The organism is Serratia sp. BFP-2025, assembly GCF_050880365.1.
Classification (GTDB): Bacteria; Pseudomonadota; Gammaproteobacteria; order Enterobacterales; family Enterobacteriaceae; genus Serratia; species Serratia surfactantfaciens.
Genome location: NZ_JBPAFV010000002.1, coordinates 1 through 18714 on the forward strand (window position 1 = coordinate 1; position 18714 = coordinate 18714).

12 protein-coding genes are annotated in these 18714 nt (G+C 61.3%); 1 reads left to right on the forward strand and 11 read right to left on the reverse strand.

Annotated elements, in window-relative coordinates; genetic code table 11:
• Positions 1-165: 165 nt before the first annotated feature.
• Positions 166-1419, reverse strand: coding sequence for an N-acetylmuramoyl-L-alanine amidase AmiC (gene amiC, locus ACRAWE_RS15535; RefSeq protein WP_019455729.1), 1254 nt, complete (start codon positions 1417-1419; stop codon positions 166-168).
• Between the two features lie 221 nt (positions 1420-1640).
• On the opposite strand from amiC, the gene argA reads away from it, so the two are divergent.
• On the forward strand, positions 1641-2984 hold the full coding sequence (gene argA / locus ACRAWE_RS15540) for an amino-acid N-acetyltransferase (RefSeq protein ID WP_154747479.1): 1344 nt from the start codon (positions 1641-1643) through the stop codon (positions 2982-2984).
• 42 nt (positions 2985-3026) lie between these two features.
• Here argA and recD read toward each other — a convergent pair whose 3' ends face one another.
• The 10 genes from recD to lgt form a co-directional block, all read right to left on the reverse strand.
• Positions 3027-4877 (reverse strand): exodeoxyribonuclease V subunit alpha, encoded by a 1851-nt coding sequence (recD, locus tag ACRAWE_RS15545; protein ID WP_432525592.1) that lies wholly within the window; start codon positions 4875-4877, stop codon positions 3027-3029.
• Positions 4874-8434, reverse strand: coding sequence for an exodeoxyribonuclease V subunit beta (gene recB, locus ACRAWE_RS15550; RefSeq protein ID WP_432525593.1), 3561 nt, complete (start codon positions 8432-8434; stop codon positions 4874-4876). Before recB ends, recD begins: the two co-directional genes overlap by 4 nt.
• Positions 8431-11319, reverse strand: a complete 2889-nt coding sequence (gene ptrA / locus ACRAWE_RS15555; RefSeq protein WP_432525685.1) for a pitrilysin — start codon at positions 11317-11319, stop codon at positions 8431-8433. The genes recB and ptrA overlap by 4 nt, the downstream gene beginning before the upstream one ends.
• A 232-nt stretch (positions 11320-11551) precedes the next feature.
• Positions 11552-14923, reverse strand: coding sequence for an exodeoxyribonuclease V subunit gamma (gene recC, locus ACRAWE_RS15560; RefSeq protein ID WP_154747475.1), 3372 nt, complete (start codon positions 14921-14923; stop codon positions 11552-11554).
• Positions 14924-14955: 32 nt separating this feature from the next.
• Positions 14956-15312 (reverse strand): prepilin-type N-terminal cleavage/methylation domain-containing protein, encoded by a 357-nt coding sequence (locus ACRAWE_RS15565; protein WP_156785438.1) that lies wholly within the window; start codon positions 15310-15312, stop codon positions 14956-14958.
• Positions 15302-15748: a YgdB family protein gene (locus ACRAWE_RS15570; protein ID WP_063917945.1), complete on the reverse strand. Its 447-nt coding sequence runs from the start codon at positions 15746-15748 to the stop codon at positions 15302-15304. The genes ACRAWE_RS15565 and ACRAWE_RS15570 overlap by 11 nt, the downstream gene beginning before the upstream one ends.
• A complete protein-coding gene (locus ACRAWE_RS15575) occupies positions 15745-16323 on the reverse strand; it encodes a prepilin peptidase-dependent protein (RefSeq protein WP_432525594.1) in 579 nt (192 codons plus the stop codon). Before ACRAWE_RS15575 ends, ACRAWE_RS15570 begins: the two co-directional genes overlap by 4 nt.
• Positions 16317-16820, reverse strand: a complete 504-nt coding sequence (locus ACRAWE_RS15580; protein ID WP_019455720.1) for a prepilin peptidase-dependent protein — start codon at positions 16818-16820, stop codon at positions 16317-16319. The genes ACRAWE_RS15575 and ACRAWE_RS15580 overlap by 7 nt, the downstream gene beginning before the upstream one ends.
• A 175-nt stretch (positions 16821-16995) precedes the next feature.
• On the reverse strand, positions 16996-17790 hold the full coding sequence (gene thyA / locus ACRAWE_RS15585; RefSeq protein WP_016929918.1) for a thymidylate synthase: 795 nt from the start codon (positions 17788-17790) through the stop codon (positions 16996-16998).
• Positions 17791-17797: 7 nt separating this feature from the next.
• Positions 17798-18670 (reverse strand): prolipoprotein diacylglyceryl transferase, encoded by an 873-nt coding sequence (gene lgt / locus ACRAWE_RS15590; RefSeq protein ID WP_019455719.1) that lies wholly within the window; start codon positions 18668-18670, stop codon positions 17798-17800.
• Positions 18671-18714: the final 44 nt, after the last annotated feature.

Sequence of the window (18714 nt, forward strand, 5' to 3'; positions counted from 1 at the left end):
CGGGGTGGAGCAGCCTGGTAGCTCGTCGGGCTCATAACCCGAAGGTCGTCGGTTCAAATCCGGCCCCCGCAACCAACTCTTGATGACAACAGATAAGCACCCTGACGGGTGTTTTTTTGTATCTGCAATCCGCGAAAATAGCCGGACTCGCGCCCGGCCCTGCCGTTATCGGCTCGCCAACGCGCCGCCGTTGGCGAAATAAGCCTTAATACCCGCCAGAATCGACTCCGCCACCTGCTGTTGGAAATGGCTGGTGCGCAGCTTGCGCTCCTCTTCGATGTTGCTGATAAACGCCGTCTCCACCAGGATCGACGGGATATCCGGCGCCTTTAACACCGCAAAACCGGCCTGATCGACGCGATTCTTATGCAACCGGTTGATTTTGCCCATCCGATTCAACACTTCCTTGCCGAACTTCAGGCTGTCGTTGATGGTCGCGGTCTGGATCAGATCGAACATGGTGTGGTCGAGATAGCGGTCGCCGCTCTTGCTGACGCCGCCGATTTGGTCCGACGCGTTCTGTGTCTGCGCCAGGAACTTGGCCGCCGAACTGGTGGCGCCCTTGGTGGACAACGCGAACACCGATGAACCGCGCGCCGCGCGGCTGGTAAAGGCATCGGCGTGAATCGAAACGAACAGGTCCGCACGCTGCTTGCGCGCCTTGGCGACGCGCACCTTAAGCGGGATAAACACGTCTTCGTTGCGCGTCATGAACACCTTCATGTTCGGCTCGCGCTTGATCATGGCGCTCAGCTTGCGGGCAATCTGCAGCACGATGTCTTTCTCGCGCGTCTTGTACTTGCCGATCGCACCGGGATCTTCGCCGCCGTGGCCAGGATCCAGCATGATGACGATTGGCCGATCGCGCCCCGCCTTGCCGGCCTGCGGCGCTTCCGGCGGCAGCGTGCGCTCCAGATCGCCCTTGTTGTAATCTTCCAGTAACGCCAGTAGCGGATCATACTCCTCACCGCCGCTGCCGACCTTGGTCGGATAGAGATCCATCACCAGACGGTTGCGATACTCCGGCACCGGCGCCAGCGTGAAAATATGCGGGCTGACGCTTTGTTTGAGCTCCAGCACCAGCCGCACGGTATTCTGATCAAACTGGCCAACGCGCGCCTGCTTGAGATAAGGATCGTCGGCGCGCACCTGCCCGGCGATGCCTTTCAGCACGCTGTTGAGGTGAACGCCTTCAATATCCACCACCACGCGATCGGGATTGGTCAGCGCAAACTGCTTGTATTTGAGTTCGACGTTGGATTCCAACGTGACGCGGGTATAGGTGGAGGATGGCCAGACGCGCACGGCGATCACGTGCGATGATGCGGCGAAGCCCGTACGACTCACACTCAGCAACCAGCTGGCGGCAACGCCCTGTAATAAACGACGGCGGCCCAGATTGTGATTAGAGTTTGGCATGCGGCTCCGGCAGTAATAGCTGTTTACAACAGATGAAAAAAACACCAATGAAATGGGGATGCCGAAAACTTTAACCAATCATTCCAGCCCTGTCATCAGAAAATCTTTTTATGGTTTTTCAATTTATTAACGATTTAGCGCCCTTAGCGCACTCTTCATGACGATTTCCCACTTGCCATCGGCACAATAAAAGAATAAAAATACAAAAATACCGTATAAATATGCAAAGAGGTTTGGCCGTGAAGGAACGTAGTACAGAGCTGGTGCAAGGATTCCGTCACTCAGTCCCCTATATCAACGCCCACCGCGGCAAGACGTTTGTCATCATGCTCGGCGGGGAAGCCATCGAACACGAGAATTTCTCCAACATCGTCAACGATATCGGGTTGCTGCATAGCCTGGGCATTCGCCTGGTGGTGGTTTACGGCGCGCGGCCGCAAATCGACGCCAATCTGGCTCAGCATAACTATGAGCCGATCTACCACAAACACACCCGCGTGACCGACGCCCATACGCTCGAACTGGTCAAGCAGGCTGCCGGCCTGCTGCAGCTCGACATCACCGCCCGGCTGTCGATGAGCCTCAACAACACGCCGTTGCAAGGCGCGCATATCAACGTAGTCAGCGGCAACTTCATCATCGCGCAACCACTGGGCGTCGATGACGGCATCGACTACTGCCACAGCGGCCGCATTCGCCGCATCGATGAAGACGCAATCCACCGTCAGCTCGACAGCAACGCCATCGTGCTGATCGGCCCGGTCGCGGTTTCGGTCACCGGCGAGAGCTTCAATCTGACGTCAGAAGAAGTGGCTACCCAGTTGGCGATCAAACTGAAAGCGGAAAAAATGATCGGTTTCTGCTCCTCGCAGGGCGTAACCGATGCCGAAGGCAATATCCTTTCCGAGCTGTTCCCCAACGATGCGCAAAAGCGCCTTGAAGAGCTGGAGGAAGGCGGCGATTACCATTCCGGTACCGTGCGTTTCCTGCGCGGCGCGGTGAAAGGCTGCCGCAGCGGCGTGCGCCGCAGCCACCTGATCAGCTATCAGGAAGACGGTGCGCTGGTGCAGGAACTGTTCTCGCGCGACGGCATCGGCACCCAAATCGTGATGGAGAGTGCCGAACAGGTGCGCCGGGCGACGATCAACGACATCGGCGGCATCCTGGAGCTGATCCGGCCGCTCGAGCAGCAGGGCATCCTGGTGCGTCGTTCGCGTGAACAGCTGGAGATGGAGATCGACAAATTCACCATTATCGAACGCGATAACCTGACTATCGCCTGCGCGGCACTGTACCCGTTCCTGGAGGAAAAAATCGGTGAAATGGCCTGCGTGGCGGTGCATCCCGATTACCGCAGCTCTTCGCGCGGCGAAATGCTGCTGCAGCGGGTAGAAAACCAGGCGCGGCAGATGGGGTTGAAGAAGCTGTTCGTGCTGACCACCCGCAGCATCCACTGGTTCCAGGAACGCGGATTCACTCCGGCGGAGGTCGACGTGCTGCCGATGCAAAAACAGGCGCTGTACAACTACCAGCGCCGTTCCAAAATCCTGCTGGCCGATCTGTAATCCCTGCGGGCGCGGCCGTTCCTTGCCGCGCCCTTTTGCCGCTTATTCCGCTGTCTGCAGCCGTTCAGCCAGCCCGCTGCGACGCTGGGTCGGCGTGCGAATGGCCCGCAACAGCACCGCCTCCGTAGCGTACAGCGAGAGCTGCTTGCGCGCACGGGTGATCGCGGTATAAACCAGCTCGCGCGTCAGCACCGGCAAGAAGTGATTCGGCAATACCAGGACCGTATGGTCAAACTCCGATCCCTGGGACTTGTGCACCGTCATGGCATAGGCGGTTTCATGCGCCGGTAAACGGCTCGGCTGCACCGATTTGATGCTGCCGTCCGGCAGTTGGAAATGCACGCGCAGTTCCCCCTGTTCATCCGGCAGCGTAATGCCGATATCCCCATTGAACAGCCCCAGCGCGCTGTCGTTGCGGCCGATCATCACCGGCCGCCCTCGGTACCAGCGGCCGAGCACGCCCGGCTTACGGTCGATCAGACCGGCGCGCTGCAACCCGAGCTCAATGCGCTCGTTCAGGCCGGCGACGCCGAACGGCCCTTCACGCAACGCGCACAGCACCTGGAAACGGCCAAAGGCCGCCAGCACCGTCGCTGCGTCCGCGCCTTCGGCGGTCAGCCGTAGAGAATCGCGATAGCCCGCTACGCAGGCATCCAACAGCGCCTGATACTCTTCACTCGTCGCCAGCGCATAGCCCGCGACATCGCCGAAACTGCCGTTTAGTGCCGCCAGCGCGCGATCCCCGGCACCGGCGTTAACCGCCAACGCCAGTTGGCCGATGCCGGAGCGGGCATCGAAGCGATAGCTCTTGCGCAGCAGGCATAGGCTGTCACGCACCGCCGCTTCTGCGTCAGCCTGCCGCCCTTTGATCGCACAACCGGTCAGGCGGCTCAGCTCTGCCGCGCGCGCATCGCTGTATCCCTGCTCGGCAAAACGGCAAATGTCCCCCAACACCGCACCGGCCTCCACCGAGGCCAGCTGGTCACGGTCGCCAAGGAAAATCACCCGTGCCTGGTCGGGCAGCGCGGCAATCAGGCGCGCCATCATCGGCAGATCGACCATCGAGGCCTCATCCACCACCAACACATCCAAATGCAGCCGGTTGCCGCGGTGATAGCGCATGCGCTGGCTGTTCGGCTGCGCCCCCAACAAACGGTGCAGCGTCGCCGCCTCGGTCGGGAACAGCGCCTGCTGCGCCGGGGCCAGCGCCAGCTGGCGGCTGGCGCTGCCGAGCGACTCCGTCAGGCGCGCCGCCGCCTTGCCGGTCGGCGCCGCCAGCTGAATGCGCAAGCGAGCGCTTTCATCCAGCTGTACCAGCGCCGCCAACAGTTTGGCGACGGTGGTGGTTTTACCGGTGCCCGGCCCGCCGGAAATGACCGCAATACGCCGCGTTGCAGCCACCGCTGCGGCGATTTTCTGCCAGTCGGGCTCGTCGCTCGCCGCGCCGAACAAGCGATCGAGAATGGCACGCAGCTCCGCCTCCGGCACCGCCAGCGATTCGCCTTCACCACCGATAAACGCCGCCACTTCACCTTCGTTTTGCCACATGCGCTGCAGATATAAACGCGGCCCGCGCAGCACCAACGGCGTAGCGCCGCTGCCGTCTCCGACCGCCGCACTGGCCGCCAAACGCTGTTGCCAACGCGCGCTATCCGGTCGCCCGGCGGCTTCCCACATCGCCAGCGCCAGCGCCGGCTGGCGCCCTTCAAACAGGGTGTCCGCCTGCAGTTGATCCAGCATCAGGCAGACGTGACCGGCCCCTGCCTCTGCGCTCAGGCAGGCAGCGGCCAGCAAAATATCGGGTTCGTCTTCGCTCGCCACCACGCGGGCAAACTGCACGTCCAGCGGCCGCAGCGCGCCAAGCACCACCGCCTGCTCCAGCAGTGCGATCATGATTCTTCCTCCGCCGCCGCAGCTTCGCCGCTGAACAAGCGATCCATTCCCGCCACCAGCTCAAATTCGGGGAGACAGGTGAAAATGCCGTTGCCCGGGTGCGCCGCATCCACGCCGCGCAGGAACAGATAAATCACCCCGCCGAAGTGGCGCCGGTAATCATAATCCGGCAGCCGATGACGCAGATAGCGATGCAACGCCAGCGTGTAGAGCTGGTATTGCAGATCGTAACGATGCTCCGCCATCGCCTGCTCCATCGCCGGCCGGGTATAAGCGCTGCTGTCTTCCCCCAGCCAGTTGGACTTGTAGTCCAGCAGGTAGTATTTGCCCTGCCAACAGAACACCAGGTCGATAAAGCCTTTCAGCATGCCCTGCACCTGATGGAAATCCAGCGCCGGGCAGCGAGCGGAAAGCGGATCGTAACGCTTCACCAGAGCATCGAGATCCTGCGCCTGCAACAGCCGGTTAATCGGCAAATAGAACTGCAACTCCGCCTGCTTGTGCTGCGGCGTTAGCGCCGCCAGCGTCACGCCGCTGCCATCGAGCGGCGTGTTGAGCAACACCTGCATCCACGTCAGCAAAATCGGCTGCCAGTGTTCAGCGAACCCTTGCTGTTGCAGCTGTTCCAGCAGCCACTGTTCGTCGAGCGGCTGGGTGAAGTCCAGCGTTTCAAACAGGCTGTGCAGGAAGGTGCCGGGCGTCGCGCCGCGCGGGAAGGTATGCGGTGTAAGCGCTGGCTCACTTTCTTCCCCCCGCTCGCCGGCGGCGTCGATATCCAGACGCGGCAGCAGATCCTGCATCAGGCTCGCGCCGTGCTGCTGCAAACCGGTATAGCTGGTCACCCGCCAAAAATCCTGGATCCGCCGGGTAAAGCTTTTCGCCGCCAGCGCTTCGGCCAACGCCGTCTGGGGCTGCCAGGGCGCCTCGTCCGGCGATTCAACCAGCGACAGCGCAATGCCGCCACCCGCCAATTGCTGCAGGCGCTCCTGCAGATACACGGCGTCGCCGGGCTGCCCGCCCTGCACCAGATAACCCAATGCGCTGCGGTGCAGATCGGTATCGCCCTGCTTCTTGCGCGTGCCCTGGAACAACGGCGCGATGCCGATGCTGCAGTGGTACACCGAGCGGGTCAGCGCCACGTACAGCAGACGCAGGTCTTCCGCCAAGCGCTCCTCCTCCGCCCAGGCCTGGCTCTCTTCATTGGCATCGAGATCCAGCAACGCCTGGAAACTGTGGCGATCGTGATACAGCGCCTGCTGCTGCTGGCGGAAATTGCCGACGAACGGCAACCACACCAGATCGAACTCTAGCCCCTTGGACTTGTGAATAGTGATCACCTGCACCAGATGCCGGTCGCTCTCCAGCCGCAGCTGCTGATTGTCGGACTGGCGATTGGGCTGGGCGATCTGCTGCGCCAGCCAGCGCACCAGCGCATGCTCGCTGTCGAGCTGCGCCGCAGCCTCCTGCAACAGCTCTCCCAGATGCAGCACATCGGTCAAACGCCGCTCGCCGCCGGGGCTGGCCAACAGGTTCTCCGCCAGCTGGCGCGCTTTCATCACCTCGCTCAGCATCGGCAATACGCCGCGGCGCAGCCAAAGCGTGCGGTAATTATCGAATTCGTTAACCAGCGCGTCCCAGGCGCGCTCATCGCGGCTCAGGCCGTCCAGCGTCGGCGCATCCAGCCCCATCAGCCCGGTGGCCATAGCGCTGCGCAGCGTGCGTTCCTGCTCCGGTGCCAACACCGCCTGCAGCAACCACAGCAGGTCTTTGGCTTCCGGGGTGTCGAACACGCTGTCGCGGTTGGACAGGTAGACCGACGGAATGGACAATGCGCTTAGCGCATCACGCACCAACGCCGCTTCATTCCGGCTGCGCACCAGCACCGTAATATCGGAGGCTTGTACTGGCCGAGATTCCTTGCCGCCATGCAGCCGCGCCAGCCCCTGCTGCCCGGCGCTAAGCCAGTCGCGAATTTGCGTGGCGCACAGGCGCGCCATCAGCTGTTGGTAATCGCTTACACCTGCGCCTTCTCCCTGCTGCAGCCAGAACTGCATCGCCGGTTGCGGCTTGCCGTGCAGCTCAAACGCCAGCCCTTGGTTCTTTTCCGCCGCGTTGACCTCGATAAAGGGGATTTGGCCGAACAGGAAAGGTTTTTCTACCTGAGAAAACAGGTGATTGACGCTGGCGACCATCGACGGCGACGAGCGCCAGTTGGTCTCCAGCGTATAGTGGGCGCTCACCTCTGAACGCGCACGCATGTAGGTGAAGATGTCGGCTCCGCGAAAGGCGTAAATAGCCTGCTTGGGATCGCCGATCAACAGCAGGCCGCAATCGGGCCGGCCGACGTAAAGCTTTTGGAAAATACGGTATTGCTGCGGATCGGTATCCTGGAATTCATCGATCATCGCCACCGGGTAACGCTGGCGGATCGCCTGCGCCAGCTGTTCGCCACCGCCGCTTTGCAGGGCGCCGTCCAACCGGCTGAGCAGGTCGTCAAAACCCAACTCGGCGCGCTGGCGCTTTTCCTGCTGAATGGAGGTGCGGATTTCGCTGAGGGCACGCGCCATGATTAAATCACGCAACGTCAACGGCTCATCGAACAGCTCGTCGATCGCTGTAAACAGCGCATGGCGCGGCGGTTCGCCTTTCTTGGTCTTCTCCAACAGCACCGACTGGCGAAACTTGTCCAACTCCTTCGGCAACTGGTAATCCTGGGTTTCCTGCCCGCTCCATTCGCCGACCTTGTTCAGCCAGTTCGGCAGGTGCTTGCTGCTGTAGCTGCGCTTATCGACGCCGGACTGAGCGATCAATGCCTCCAGATCGCCCGCCGCCGCCCGCCATTGCGCCTTGATGGCGTCGATGCGCGCAACGATCTGCTCATGGCGCATCAATACGGTTTCTTCGTCTTTCGGCGGCCGACGCAGCGCCGGCGCTTCGCCGTGCAGATAACCGGAAAGATCTGCCAGCAACGCTTCCGGGCCGCTCCACTCCTGGCTGATCGCACGCGCCACGCCCAGCGGCAACGGATAGCAATGACGGCGCCAGAAATCTGCACAGGCCTGCCGCCGAAGCGGCAATTCGTCTTGCACCAGCGTTTGTTCAAACAGCATGCCGGACTCGAAAGCGTTGTGGGTCAACATCCGTTGGCAAAAACCGTGGATGGTGTAGATCGCCGCTTCGTCCATTTGCCGCTCCGCCGCCAGCAACTGTGAGGCGGCGTCGCTCAAATCGTCGATTTCTTCCATCAATTCGATAAATAGCAGATTTTTGCATTCTGCGTCTTTACCGCGCACGCAGGCGATGCGCAGCCCGTGGATATTGTCGCGGATGCGCCCGCGCAGTTCCTCGGTGGCGGCCTCGGTAAAGGTCACCACCAGGATTTCTTCGACCGTCAGCGGACGGGGAAACGCTGCTTCACCGCCCAAGCCCAGTAGCAAACGCAGGTACAGCGCGCCGATGGTGAAGGTTTTTCCGGTGCCCGCCGACGCCTCGATCAGGCGTTCGCCGAACAGCGGTAACGTCAGCGGCTCCAGCCTCTGCGGGGCAACTTCCGTCATGGCGTCGCCACTTTGCGCGGCAGGATCTGCTGCAATGCAGAGGCGTTCGGATAGGTGACCCAATCCTTAGGCGCCGCATAGTCCGCCTTGTCTTGCCCGCTGCCGCTGACCTGCGACAGCACCGCCAATCCTTGCGGCTGGATCACCGCCTGATGGAAGTAATCCGCCAGTTTGGCCGGCGTCAACTGTTGCACCTGCGCGATCAGCTTCTGCCGGGTATCGAAAGCGAAATTGCCGCGATCGAAATCGTTGGCGAACCGGCTGGCTTCCTCACTCAACGTTTGCGGCCGCTGCTTCAGTTCATTGATCAGCGCCTGTTTGTATTGCTCAAAATCGGCCTCGCTCATTTCACGCAGACGCTTCTCGGTTTTCGGGTAGAAATCCTGATAGCGCTGGTACAGGTAGGCCGGCTGCTTGCTGTTGCTCTGCAGCAGGAAGCCGACGCCCCACTGGCGCCCCACCGACATCGGGAAGGCGAAGACCGCATACCCCAATTGCTCCTGGGTGCGCAGTTGGCTGTAGAACCACGGCTGAATGATCTGCCCCAGCAGCGAGCTGTAGGCCATGCCGGTCACTTCGTCGTAGCCGGTCGGCACATAGACTGCCGCCAGCGCCGAATCGGTGCTGCTGCCCACCTGTTGCAGGTTGGCCAACTGATTCTTGTCCACCACCACGTCTTCGCCGTGCCACCATTCAATACCGGTACAGCCCAGGCGATGTTTCAGCGTCGACGCCAGCGTATCGACCTGTTGCTTGCTCATGTTGCCCACCACCAGCAGCTCCGGCGTGGCCTCGGCCAGCAGGCTGTCGCGATAGGCCAGCACGTCTTTCAGCGTCAGCGTCTTCAGCACTTCGCGGCGTTCGCTGCGCTCGGAGTACGGCACGCGTGAAACCATTTGCACCGGCTGAATGGCCAGCTCGAACGCCTTGCCCTTCTCGGCGGCGTCCAACTGCTCCAGATACCAGGACTTGGCCTGCGCCAGCTGATCTTCCGTCGGCGTGAAGCTGGAATAGCCCTCGATCAGCGCAGTCAGCAACTGCGGCAGACGCTGGGTAAAGCCGTTGGCGTTAAACATCAGACCGTTATTCGGTGAGGTCGAGAAGCTCAACCCGCCGACCGACGCCTGATAACTCAGCTGATCCAGCGCGAGGCCGGCCAGATAATCCGTCAGCGAGAACAATACCTGGTTGCGCGCGGAATCCATGGTTTTGGCGTTGCGGAAAGCGACGGTGACGTCGGCCTTCGGCTCGTCGGCAAAGTAGCGGCTCGGCATGTACAGCACGCGCAGACCGGGTTTATCCACCACCATTTCCGGCTTTTTGAACTCGTGCGACGGCTTGGTCAGGGTAAAGTCATCCGGAATGTACGGGTTGAGCGCTGGCAATGACAGGGAAATGCCGCTGCCCAGTTGCTGCCACTGCGTGAAGCGCTGCGGCGTGATTTTGTCGACCTGGTAAGGCGCATTGACGAAATAGGCCGTCTTGTTGTGCGGTTCATCCGGGCTGACGAACCAGATGCGCGCATTTTGCGGCGTCATGGCGTCCAGGCGTTCGGCGATCGCCTTAGGATCATAGCGATCGGCCAGGTAAGGCGCGTCCAGCGCATGCTCAACCGGCACGCGCAGCATGGTGTCCACCAGCCATTCGATATAGTCCATGTCGCGCGTGATCGAGGGATAACGGAAGTCCAGGTTCAGAACATGCGAGATTTCGTCGAAGTAGCTCTGCTTGATGCCTTCGCTGCGCAGCATTTTCAGGTAATTGAAGATGGCGGCGACGACCTCGTCGCGCTTGGCCAGGCCTTTGTCGGTCAGGGAAACGCTGATGGCGAAGACGCCGCCGTTGCGATCCACCATCGGATCGGCGCCGGCATTGATGGCGTCCGCCAACCCCTGTTTCTGCAGCCAGTCGGACAGCGTGTTCTTGCTGCGGTTGCCGATCAGGTAGCTGATGTAGGTATCGGTTTTGCTGCGAAACGCGGCGCTGTTGTTATCGATGCGGAACTCGATCTTCAGCTGCTTGCGCGGTTGCGCCGGGACATAGTGAATGATGATGCCTTGCTGTTCCGGCGTGACGGCTGGCACGGTGATCGGCGGCACGCTGGCGTCGTGATTCGGCACGCGGCCAAAGGTTTTCGCCGCAATGTCAGCCAGCTGCGACAGCGGCTGATTGCCGTACAAAACGCCCATCATCAGGTTGGCGGAATAGTAGCGCTTATAGAAGCCGGTCAGTTCATCGTGCAGCTTGCTGTCCGGCTTGTCTTTCAGCGTGTCGAGATTGCCGCCGGAGAAGCGCGCGCTTGGGTGCGCCGGGTTAAGAGTTTCCGCGCCGACCTGCGCCATACGCATGCCGTCGCGCGAACGCGCCATCGTCAATTCGGCATTCACCGCGTTGCGCTCGCGATCGGCGTTGCCCGGATCGAGCAGCGGCTCGGCAATGGCGTCGGCCATGCGATCGACCGCCGGCTCCAGCGCGTCATTTTCCACTTCCAGATAGAAGGCGGTGCGATAAGAGGCCGTACTGGCGTTGTGGCTGCCACCGTGCTTTTTCAGGAATTCGGACAGGTTTTCCGGCTCTGGATAGCGTTTGGAGCCCATCAGCACCATATGCTCCAGATAGTGCGCCAACCCCAGTTGGCTGTTCGGATCTTCGAGAGAACCGACCGGCAACGCCAGCGCCGCCAGCGACTTCGGCGCCTGGGCGTCTGACACCAGCAGCACCGTCATGCCGTTAGCCAGCTTGATCGCCTCGTACTGGCGCGGATCGTGCTCGCTCTTGTTGATCTTCTCCGCCAGCGGTTGCCATCCTTGCGCGGCCCAACTCAACGGCGCCCAACACATAGCCAATAATACCAGCCCGGCGATACGGGCCAACTGTCTGCGCATATCCAAAATAAACCCCTATTCCGACGTCGCTACGCCCACTCCTTGACGTTGGCGACGTGCATCAAAATCACATAACCAAATCTGTACTCGCCGAGTTCTCCGCCAGTGTGTCGGCCTGAGAAACGGCGGGTATATGCCTGTACGTTATGTAAGACCGGGAATCACCCCAATGGTTGAATATAACCTTCGTTATTTTTACCACCTCGCGCCGCACAGCACCACCGGGGGATTGTTACCCCAGGTTATGTCGCGCCACCGGCAGCAGATAACGCTCTGTTTCGGCCAGTATTTGCGCTAAGTAGTCATTGTCTAACTGTCGGAACACTCGCTGCACGTAGGGATCTTCCCCTTCGCCGGGAATGCGCTGATCGCCCTGCCAAGCCTGCAGCAATTTGGCGCGGGCCTTAATTTGCGCTTCTTCCTCCCAGTCGATTTGCTGTGTTTCCGGCTGATAGCACTGACTCAGCCATGCCCAGCCGCTCTTGTTCAGCAGCAACAGCGGCTGACACAAACCGCGCTGATAGCCCGCCAGCAGTTCCGCCAGCTGCGCTTGCGCATCTTCAGGAGCCAGCGCGGCAAAGCGCCAGGCGGAGTTCTTGCGGCCGTAAATGCGGCTCTCGCCGGTGCCGCCGGCGCAGCAGTACACCAGATGCTCCAACCACAGCAATATGCCGTCCACCGCCGATAGCGTGGCGGGCCGCCAGCGCAGCAGGCCGTCATCCTGCACCTGATGCAGCCAGCCGCTGAGGCGCACGCCGGCTATCTCGATATCCAGCTCCAGGCTATGGCTCGGTGTGCGCTCCGCACGCACCTGCTCGGCCAGTTCGCTCATCTCTTCCTGCTGCTTTTGCCAATAGATTTCGCCGAAAGCGCCATAAGGCAAGCCACCGGCGGCGCGCACCCGCTGGAATAGCCGCTCGGGATCGTCGCCGTCGATCAGGGTATTCAGCAGTTGGCTGTTGAATTGGTAGCGGCTGAGATTATCCAGCGTGAAGGGCTCTTCGTCCGGCAGTTCGGTCTCTTCCAGGATGAAACTGACGCCCAACCGCAGCTGGAAGAAGGCGCGAATCGGATGACGGTAAAACCGCAGCAGCTCATCCAACGAGACCTGCTGCAACGCCTCGGCGGGCAGCGGTTGGTTAAAGGCCGGATGCGCCGCGCCACGCCCGTCGGCGGCGGGCAACCACTCGGCGGCATAGCTTTGCTCCTCCGAGCCCGGCAAGAAATTCTCGGCGGCGAACGGCATGCGCGCGTGCCACGTCAACAAGTGCTCGCCAACCCGTTGGGCGCTGTCGTCCGCGCTGAGCTCTTCATCTCCCGGCAGACAATAGCTTTGTTCGAGGTACTCCAGCAGCTCGGTCACCAATACTGAAGGATAGCGCGGGCTGTTGTCTTGAATGGAACGGCCGATGAAGCTGATATACAGCCGCTGTTGCGCGGACAGAATCGCCTCCAGGAACAGATAGCGGTCGTCATCGCGGCGGCTGCGGTCACCGCGTTTGACCTGTTGCGCCATCAGATCGAAGCCCAGCGGCGGCAGCGTGCGCGGATACACGCCGTCGTTCATACCCAGCAGGCACACCACCTTGAACGGAATGGAGCGCATCGGCATCAGCGTGCAGAAGTTGATTTGCCCGGCGAGGAAGCGCTGGCTGATGCGCTCCTGATCGAGCCGCGCCGCCAGATCGTCGCGCAGAATGGTCAACGGCACCTCATCGGGATAGCGGGCCGCCAGGCCAAAATTGATGGCCTGCTGCCATTGCTGCTCGATCAATGCCAGCACCACTTCGGTGTCGCTGTCCGCAACGAAGAAAGCATCCAGCAGTTGCCGGCACAGCGGCAGCCACGCGTCGAGCGAGCGCGCCTCGCTCAAGATTTGCCGCCAATGGCTGAGCTGCGCCAGCAGATCCGCCAGTTGTCCCGCCAGTTCGGCGACCAACCCGCTCGACTCGTCGTAAGGCAAAATGCCCTGCCAATCGCCGGCATTGCTGTCCATCGCGTAGCCGAGCAGCATGCGCGTAATGCCGAAGCGCCAGGTATGCTGGCCAGTGGCGGGCAGATCCAGTTCGCGCACGTTATCGTCGTCCAGGCCCCAGCGTACGCCGGATTCACCCACCCAATGACGCAGCAGGCGTAACCCCTCTTCGCCAATGGCGAAACGGGCGGCCAGGGCCGGCACCTCCAGCAGCGCCAGCACCTGCTCCGAAGTAAAGCGGCTTTGCGGCAGATCGAGCAGAGAAATGAACGCCTGCAGCGCCGGATGCGCCTGGCGAGCCTTACGGTCGGAAATGGCGAACGGCAGGTAGCGCTCGGCAGGGGCATTGCCGAACACTGCCTGAATGTAAGGCGTGTAGCTGTCGATATCCGCCACCATCACGATGATATCCCGTGGCGTCAACGAGGGATCCTCCGCCAGCATGGTCAGCAGCCGATCGTGCAATACCTCCACTTCCCGCTGCGGGCTGTGACAGGCGTGCAGGCTGAGGGAACGGTCTTGCGGATCGAGCGGGCGCTTGCTGAAGCTGCTTTCCAGCGTATCCGCCGTAATGCCGATTACCGCATGGTCTTCCAGCTCCAGCATATCGCGCTGAACGGCGTGCAGCATGGTATCGGCCGGGATATCGACAAAGGCGTCGACCTCTTGCGCCCCCTCCATCTGCGACAGCAGATAGAGGTGATCGCGCCCCAGCTTGCCCCAGGAGGCCAGCAGCGGGTTGCTGAGCTGCTGCTGCCCTTCGGCGTCAAACAGATGCGCCGCGTCGCCAGGCTCGCGAAACAACCCCTGTTCGCGCGCCTGATGGTAGTGACGACGCTTGCGGCTCTGCAAGCGGGCCAGGAAAGCGTAATCCTGAATGTCGCCCCAATAGTAGCGGCAGGGGTTGGTGAACATCAGGTGGATATCGATATGCCGCCCCAGCGCCTGCAGCGCCTCCAGATAAACCGGCGGCAGCGCTGAAATACCGCAGATAAACACCCGCGGCGGCAAACCGGCCGGACACGTTGTCGCCTGCTCCAGCGCGTGGATAAAGCGACTGTACAAATTGGCGCGATGCCATTCAGGCTGCCCCAGCTCGCGCGTGTATTCCACCAGACGCACCCAGAGCGGCGCCTGCCATTGCTGCGCCTCCGCCAGACCGTCGATGCGCTCGCCGCGCTGCCAGCTCTCCAGCCACTGCGGGCGGTAAACCAAGTATTGGTCGAACAGGTCAGCTACCCGGCCGGCCAACTGGTGGATTTTACGCTTGTCGCCGTCATCGGTCAGATAGTGCTGCAGCGGCGCGAACGCCGGCTGGGTCAGCATCTCCGGCAGCAGCCACATCAACTTCCAGGTCATGGCGTCCTTGCTGAAGGCGCTCTCTTTCGGGATATCCGGCAATACCCGGGTGAACATGTCCCAAATGAAGGTCGCCGGCAGCGGAAACGCGACATTGGCGGCGATGCCGAACTGTTCCGCCAGCTGCATTTGCAGCCATTGCGCCATGCCGGGGCTCTGCACCAGTACCACTTCCTGTTGAAAAGGATCGGCCAACGGATCTCTGGCTATCAGCGCGCTGGTCAGCGTTTTCAATAAATCCAGCTGATTGGAATGATAAACCGTGAACATGAAGGCTCCTTTAAAACAAGATACGTACCGGCTCAAAAACGGGTGCAATACCAGCGGCTCAGCGTCGCCCACTGCCGCTGCGGCGTTTGTATACTGGCCGTCAATCGGCGGCACCCCACATCAGCACCCTCGAGCACCGTCTCGCGTCGCCAGCCTTCCGGCGGCGGTTCAGCATCGGGCCGCCCGGTGACGGCAAACGCTTCAAGCTGCTGGTGCGCCAATATCCAGGCTTGCCGGTAGTGCCACTGGCGCTGGAACGACTGCAACAGCACCTGATGATACTGTAACAAGCCAAGCAGCGACACCGAGAACAGCAAAGCCGCCACCAGCACCTCCGGCAAACTGAAGCCGTTGCGGGATATCCGCCGTACGCGAGCATTAGCCGTCACAGTCGGCCAGCCTTTTCTCAGGGCAAAAATCCAGCCGGCCATCGGGCTGCGCCAAGATCCTGCTGGCAACCTCCGCCCCCTCAAACGCACCCAACTGATAAAGCCATAACGGCTCACCGCCGCGCATCTCGCCCCGGCCGCGCACCATCACTACGCCCGCTCTGGCAGATAACCGGGCGCAGGCCGTCAGTTCCGCGCGTTGCCGGCATGACCAGGCCCCTGTAGCCAAATCGGCGCGTGGCCAGCGCTGGATCATGCCCCAACTCAGCGCCGAAGCGGCCTGATTGTAAGCCTGGAGGTAACGTTGCTGATCGGCCGCCAGCAACAGAGCGTTGTCCAATTGCCGATGCTGAGCATTGAGCAACATCAGCCCCAACGCCAGCAGCAACATCACCGCCGCCAGGGTGCTGCCGCCTTGCTGAGTACGCCGGTTCATGGCAACGCCGCCATCTCAACGCTCCCGTTCAGGCTGCGCCCGATACGCGCATCGCCGACAGAGCGCCCCGCCAGGCTCAAACGGGCCAACACGGCCCCGTGCTCCCCCCGTTCGATCGCCACATGAAACCGCTCAATGCGCACTTCGTCACGATCGAGCAACCGCTCCCAGCCGCCGCCATCGCATTGGTTTACGCCGCGCTGCCCTTCCAAGCCGCCATTACGCAGCCGATAACCGAAGTAGCCCGCATCTTCACCCGACGTGAGCCATTGCCCGCTGCGCGTGATGTCGTAGGCGACGATGATGCAGCTCCCCGCCGCCTCTCCCGCTGCCTGACCGATCAACAGCGGACGCCCGGCGCACTGTCCGGCGCAAAAACCGGCGCGGCGCAGGTCTTTCTCGATGTTGAACGCCAGCTGCCGCAGCGTTGACTCCAGCCGGAAATGCTGGCCGACGGCCACGTTTTGCTGGCGCAGCAGCGGGTAGGTTTTCGCCGCGCCGAGCGCGATCACGCTACCGAACACCAGTGCCAGCATCACCTCCGGCAAAGTAAAACCGCGTTCTAAGGTCAACATAGCCCGATGCCCCTTATCCGATGCCCTTCGCTGCACAAACGCAGCCTTCCCCGCGCGGACAGCACCAGCCGCAGGCCGCCAGCATCGTTACTGAGAAGAATGTGCCCCGCCTGGGCGGTATTGCGCAAACCGTAAAACCCGATCTCTTTGCCGGTGTAGCCCCTCAAAACGACGTCGGGATAAGGCGATGAAAAGACCGGCCCCTCGGCGGAAGCGCAATCCGGCGGCGGCGCACCACCGCCCAGGCACCAGGGGGCGCCGTGCTTGAACCACAGCAGCGTCGTGCGGTTGCGCCCGTTAGCCTCCGCCTGCAATCGCAGTAAAAACGCCAGCAGCTGCTGGCCGGTGTGCTCCAGCCGCAGCGCTTGCTGATGGTGGCGCCATTGGCCGACGCCCCAACCGGTGAGCATGCCGGCGATCAGGAGCGCCGCCAGCAGCTCAATCAGCGTCATGCCGCGCTGGCGATCGTCGATGTTCGATAGCGTATTTTCGTTCATGCGGCCAGTGTACGGAGGGCCACAAGGCGGTAAAGCCGTATGCGCAAGCCTTGCGGCAAGCTGCGCAAGGTTTTTTCTGTAGCGACAAGTGGCGACAGTAAAATGCGGCGCGGCGCGCAATGCGGATAAAAAAAGGGGGCGCAATCGTGCGCCCCCTGGTGTGATGCGGTTAAGGTCAGATCGCGACCGGCGCCTTGATGGCCGGATGCGGATCGTAACCTTCGATCTCGAAGTCTTCGAAGCGGTAATCGAACAGCGAAGCCGGCTTGCGTTTGATCACCAGCTTCGGCAACGGGCGCGGTTCACGCGTCAGCTGCAGCTGAGTCTGCTCCATGTGATTGCTGTACAGGTGAGTATCGCCACCGGTCCAGACGAAGTCGCCCACTTCCAGATCGCACTGCTGCGCCATCATGTGCACCAACAGCGCATAGCTGGCGATGTTGAACGGCAGGCCAAGGAACACATCGCAGGAACGCTGGTACAGCTGGCAAGAGAGCTTGCCGTCCGCCACGTAGAACTGGAAGAACGCGTGGCACGGCGCCAGCGCCATCTGGTCCAGCTCGCCGACGTTCCAGGCGGAAACGATGATGCGGCGCGAGTCCGGATCTTGCTTCAGCTGTTGGAGCACGTTGCTCAGTTGATCGATCTGACGGCCGTCCGCCGCGCCCCAGGCGCGCCACTGTTTGCCGTAAACCGGGCCGAGATCGCCGTTTTCGTCGGCCCACTCGTCCCAAATGGTGACCTTGTTGTCACGCAGGTAGGCGATGTTGGTATCGCCGTTCAGGAACCATAACAGCTCATGAATGATCGAACGCAGGTGACATTTCTTGGTGGTCACCAACGGGAAACCTTCCTGCAAATTGAAACGCATCTGGTGGCCGAAAATCGACAACGTGCCAGTGCCGGTACGGTCGGCTTTAGGGGTGCCCTCGGCGAGCACCTTGTTCATCAAATCCAGATACTGTTTCATTTGTCCCTCACGACACTTGTTGCTGCGGGCGACGACGGTACGCCCAAATCATCATAATAACACCGGCCACCACCATTGGGATGGACAGGATCTGCCCCATGCTGATCACGCCGTCAAACAGGCCGAGCTGAGCATCCGGCTGGCGGAACGCTTCGACGATGATGCGGAATGCGCCATAACCGATCAGGAACAGGCCCGATACGGCGCCCATCGGCCGCGGCTTGCGAATGAACAGGTTCAGAATGATAAACAGCACCACGCCTTCCAGCAGCAGCTCATACAGCTGCGACGGATGGCGCGGCAGCACGCCGTACTGATTCAGCAGCGGCAGCAGGGAAGGATCGGCGGCGGCGAGAGCCACGTCTTCGCTGCGCGAGCTTGGGAACAGCATCGCCCAAGGGGTGTCGGTGGTCACGCGGCCCCATAGCTCGCCGTTGATAAAGTTGCCGAGGCGGCCGGCGCCCAAACCGAACGGAATCAAAGGCGCGATAAAATCGGAAACCTGGAAGAAGGTGCGCTTGGTGCGGCGAGCGAACCAGAACATCACCAGAATCACCCCCATCAAACCGCCGTGGAACGACATGCCGCCATCCCAGACTTTAAACAGATAGAGCGGGTTATCCAGGAACAGCGGCAGGTTGTAGAACAGCACATAGCCTACGCGGCCGCCGACAAATACGCCCAGGAAACCGGCGTAGAGCAGGTTTTCCACTTCATCTTTGGTCCAGCCGCTACCCGGCTTGTTGGCGCGGCGCACCGCCAGCCACATGGCAAAAACGAAGCCGACCAGGTACATCAGGCCGTACCAATGCAGAGAAACCGGGCCAATGGAGAAAATGACCGGATCAAATTTAGGAAACGCCAGATAGCTATTGCTCATCTATCACCACAACATGTCTGTTATTTTTCCCCATGCGGGGGCGG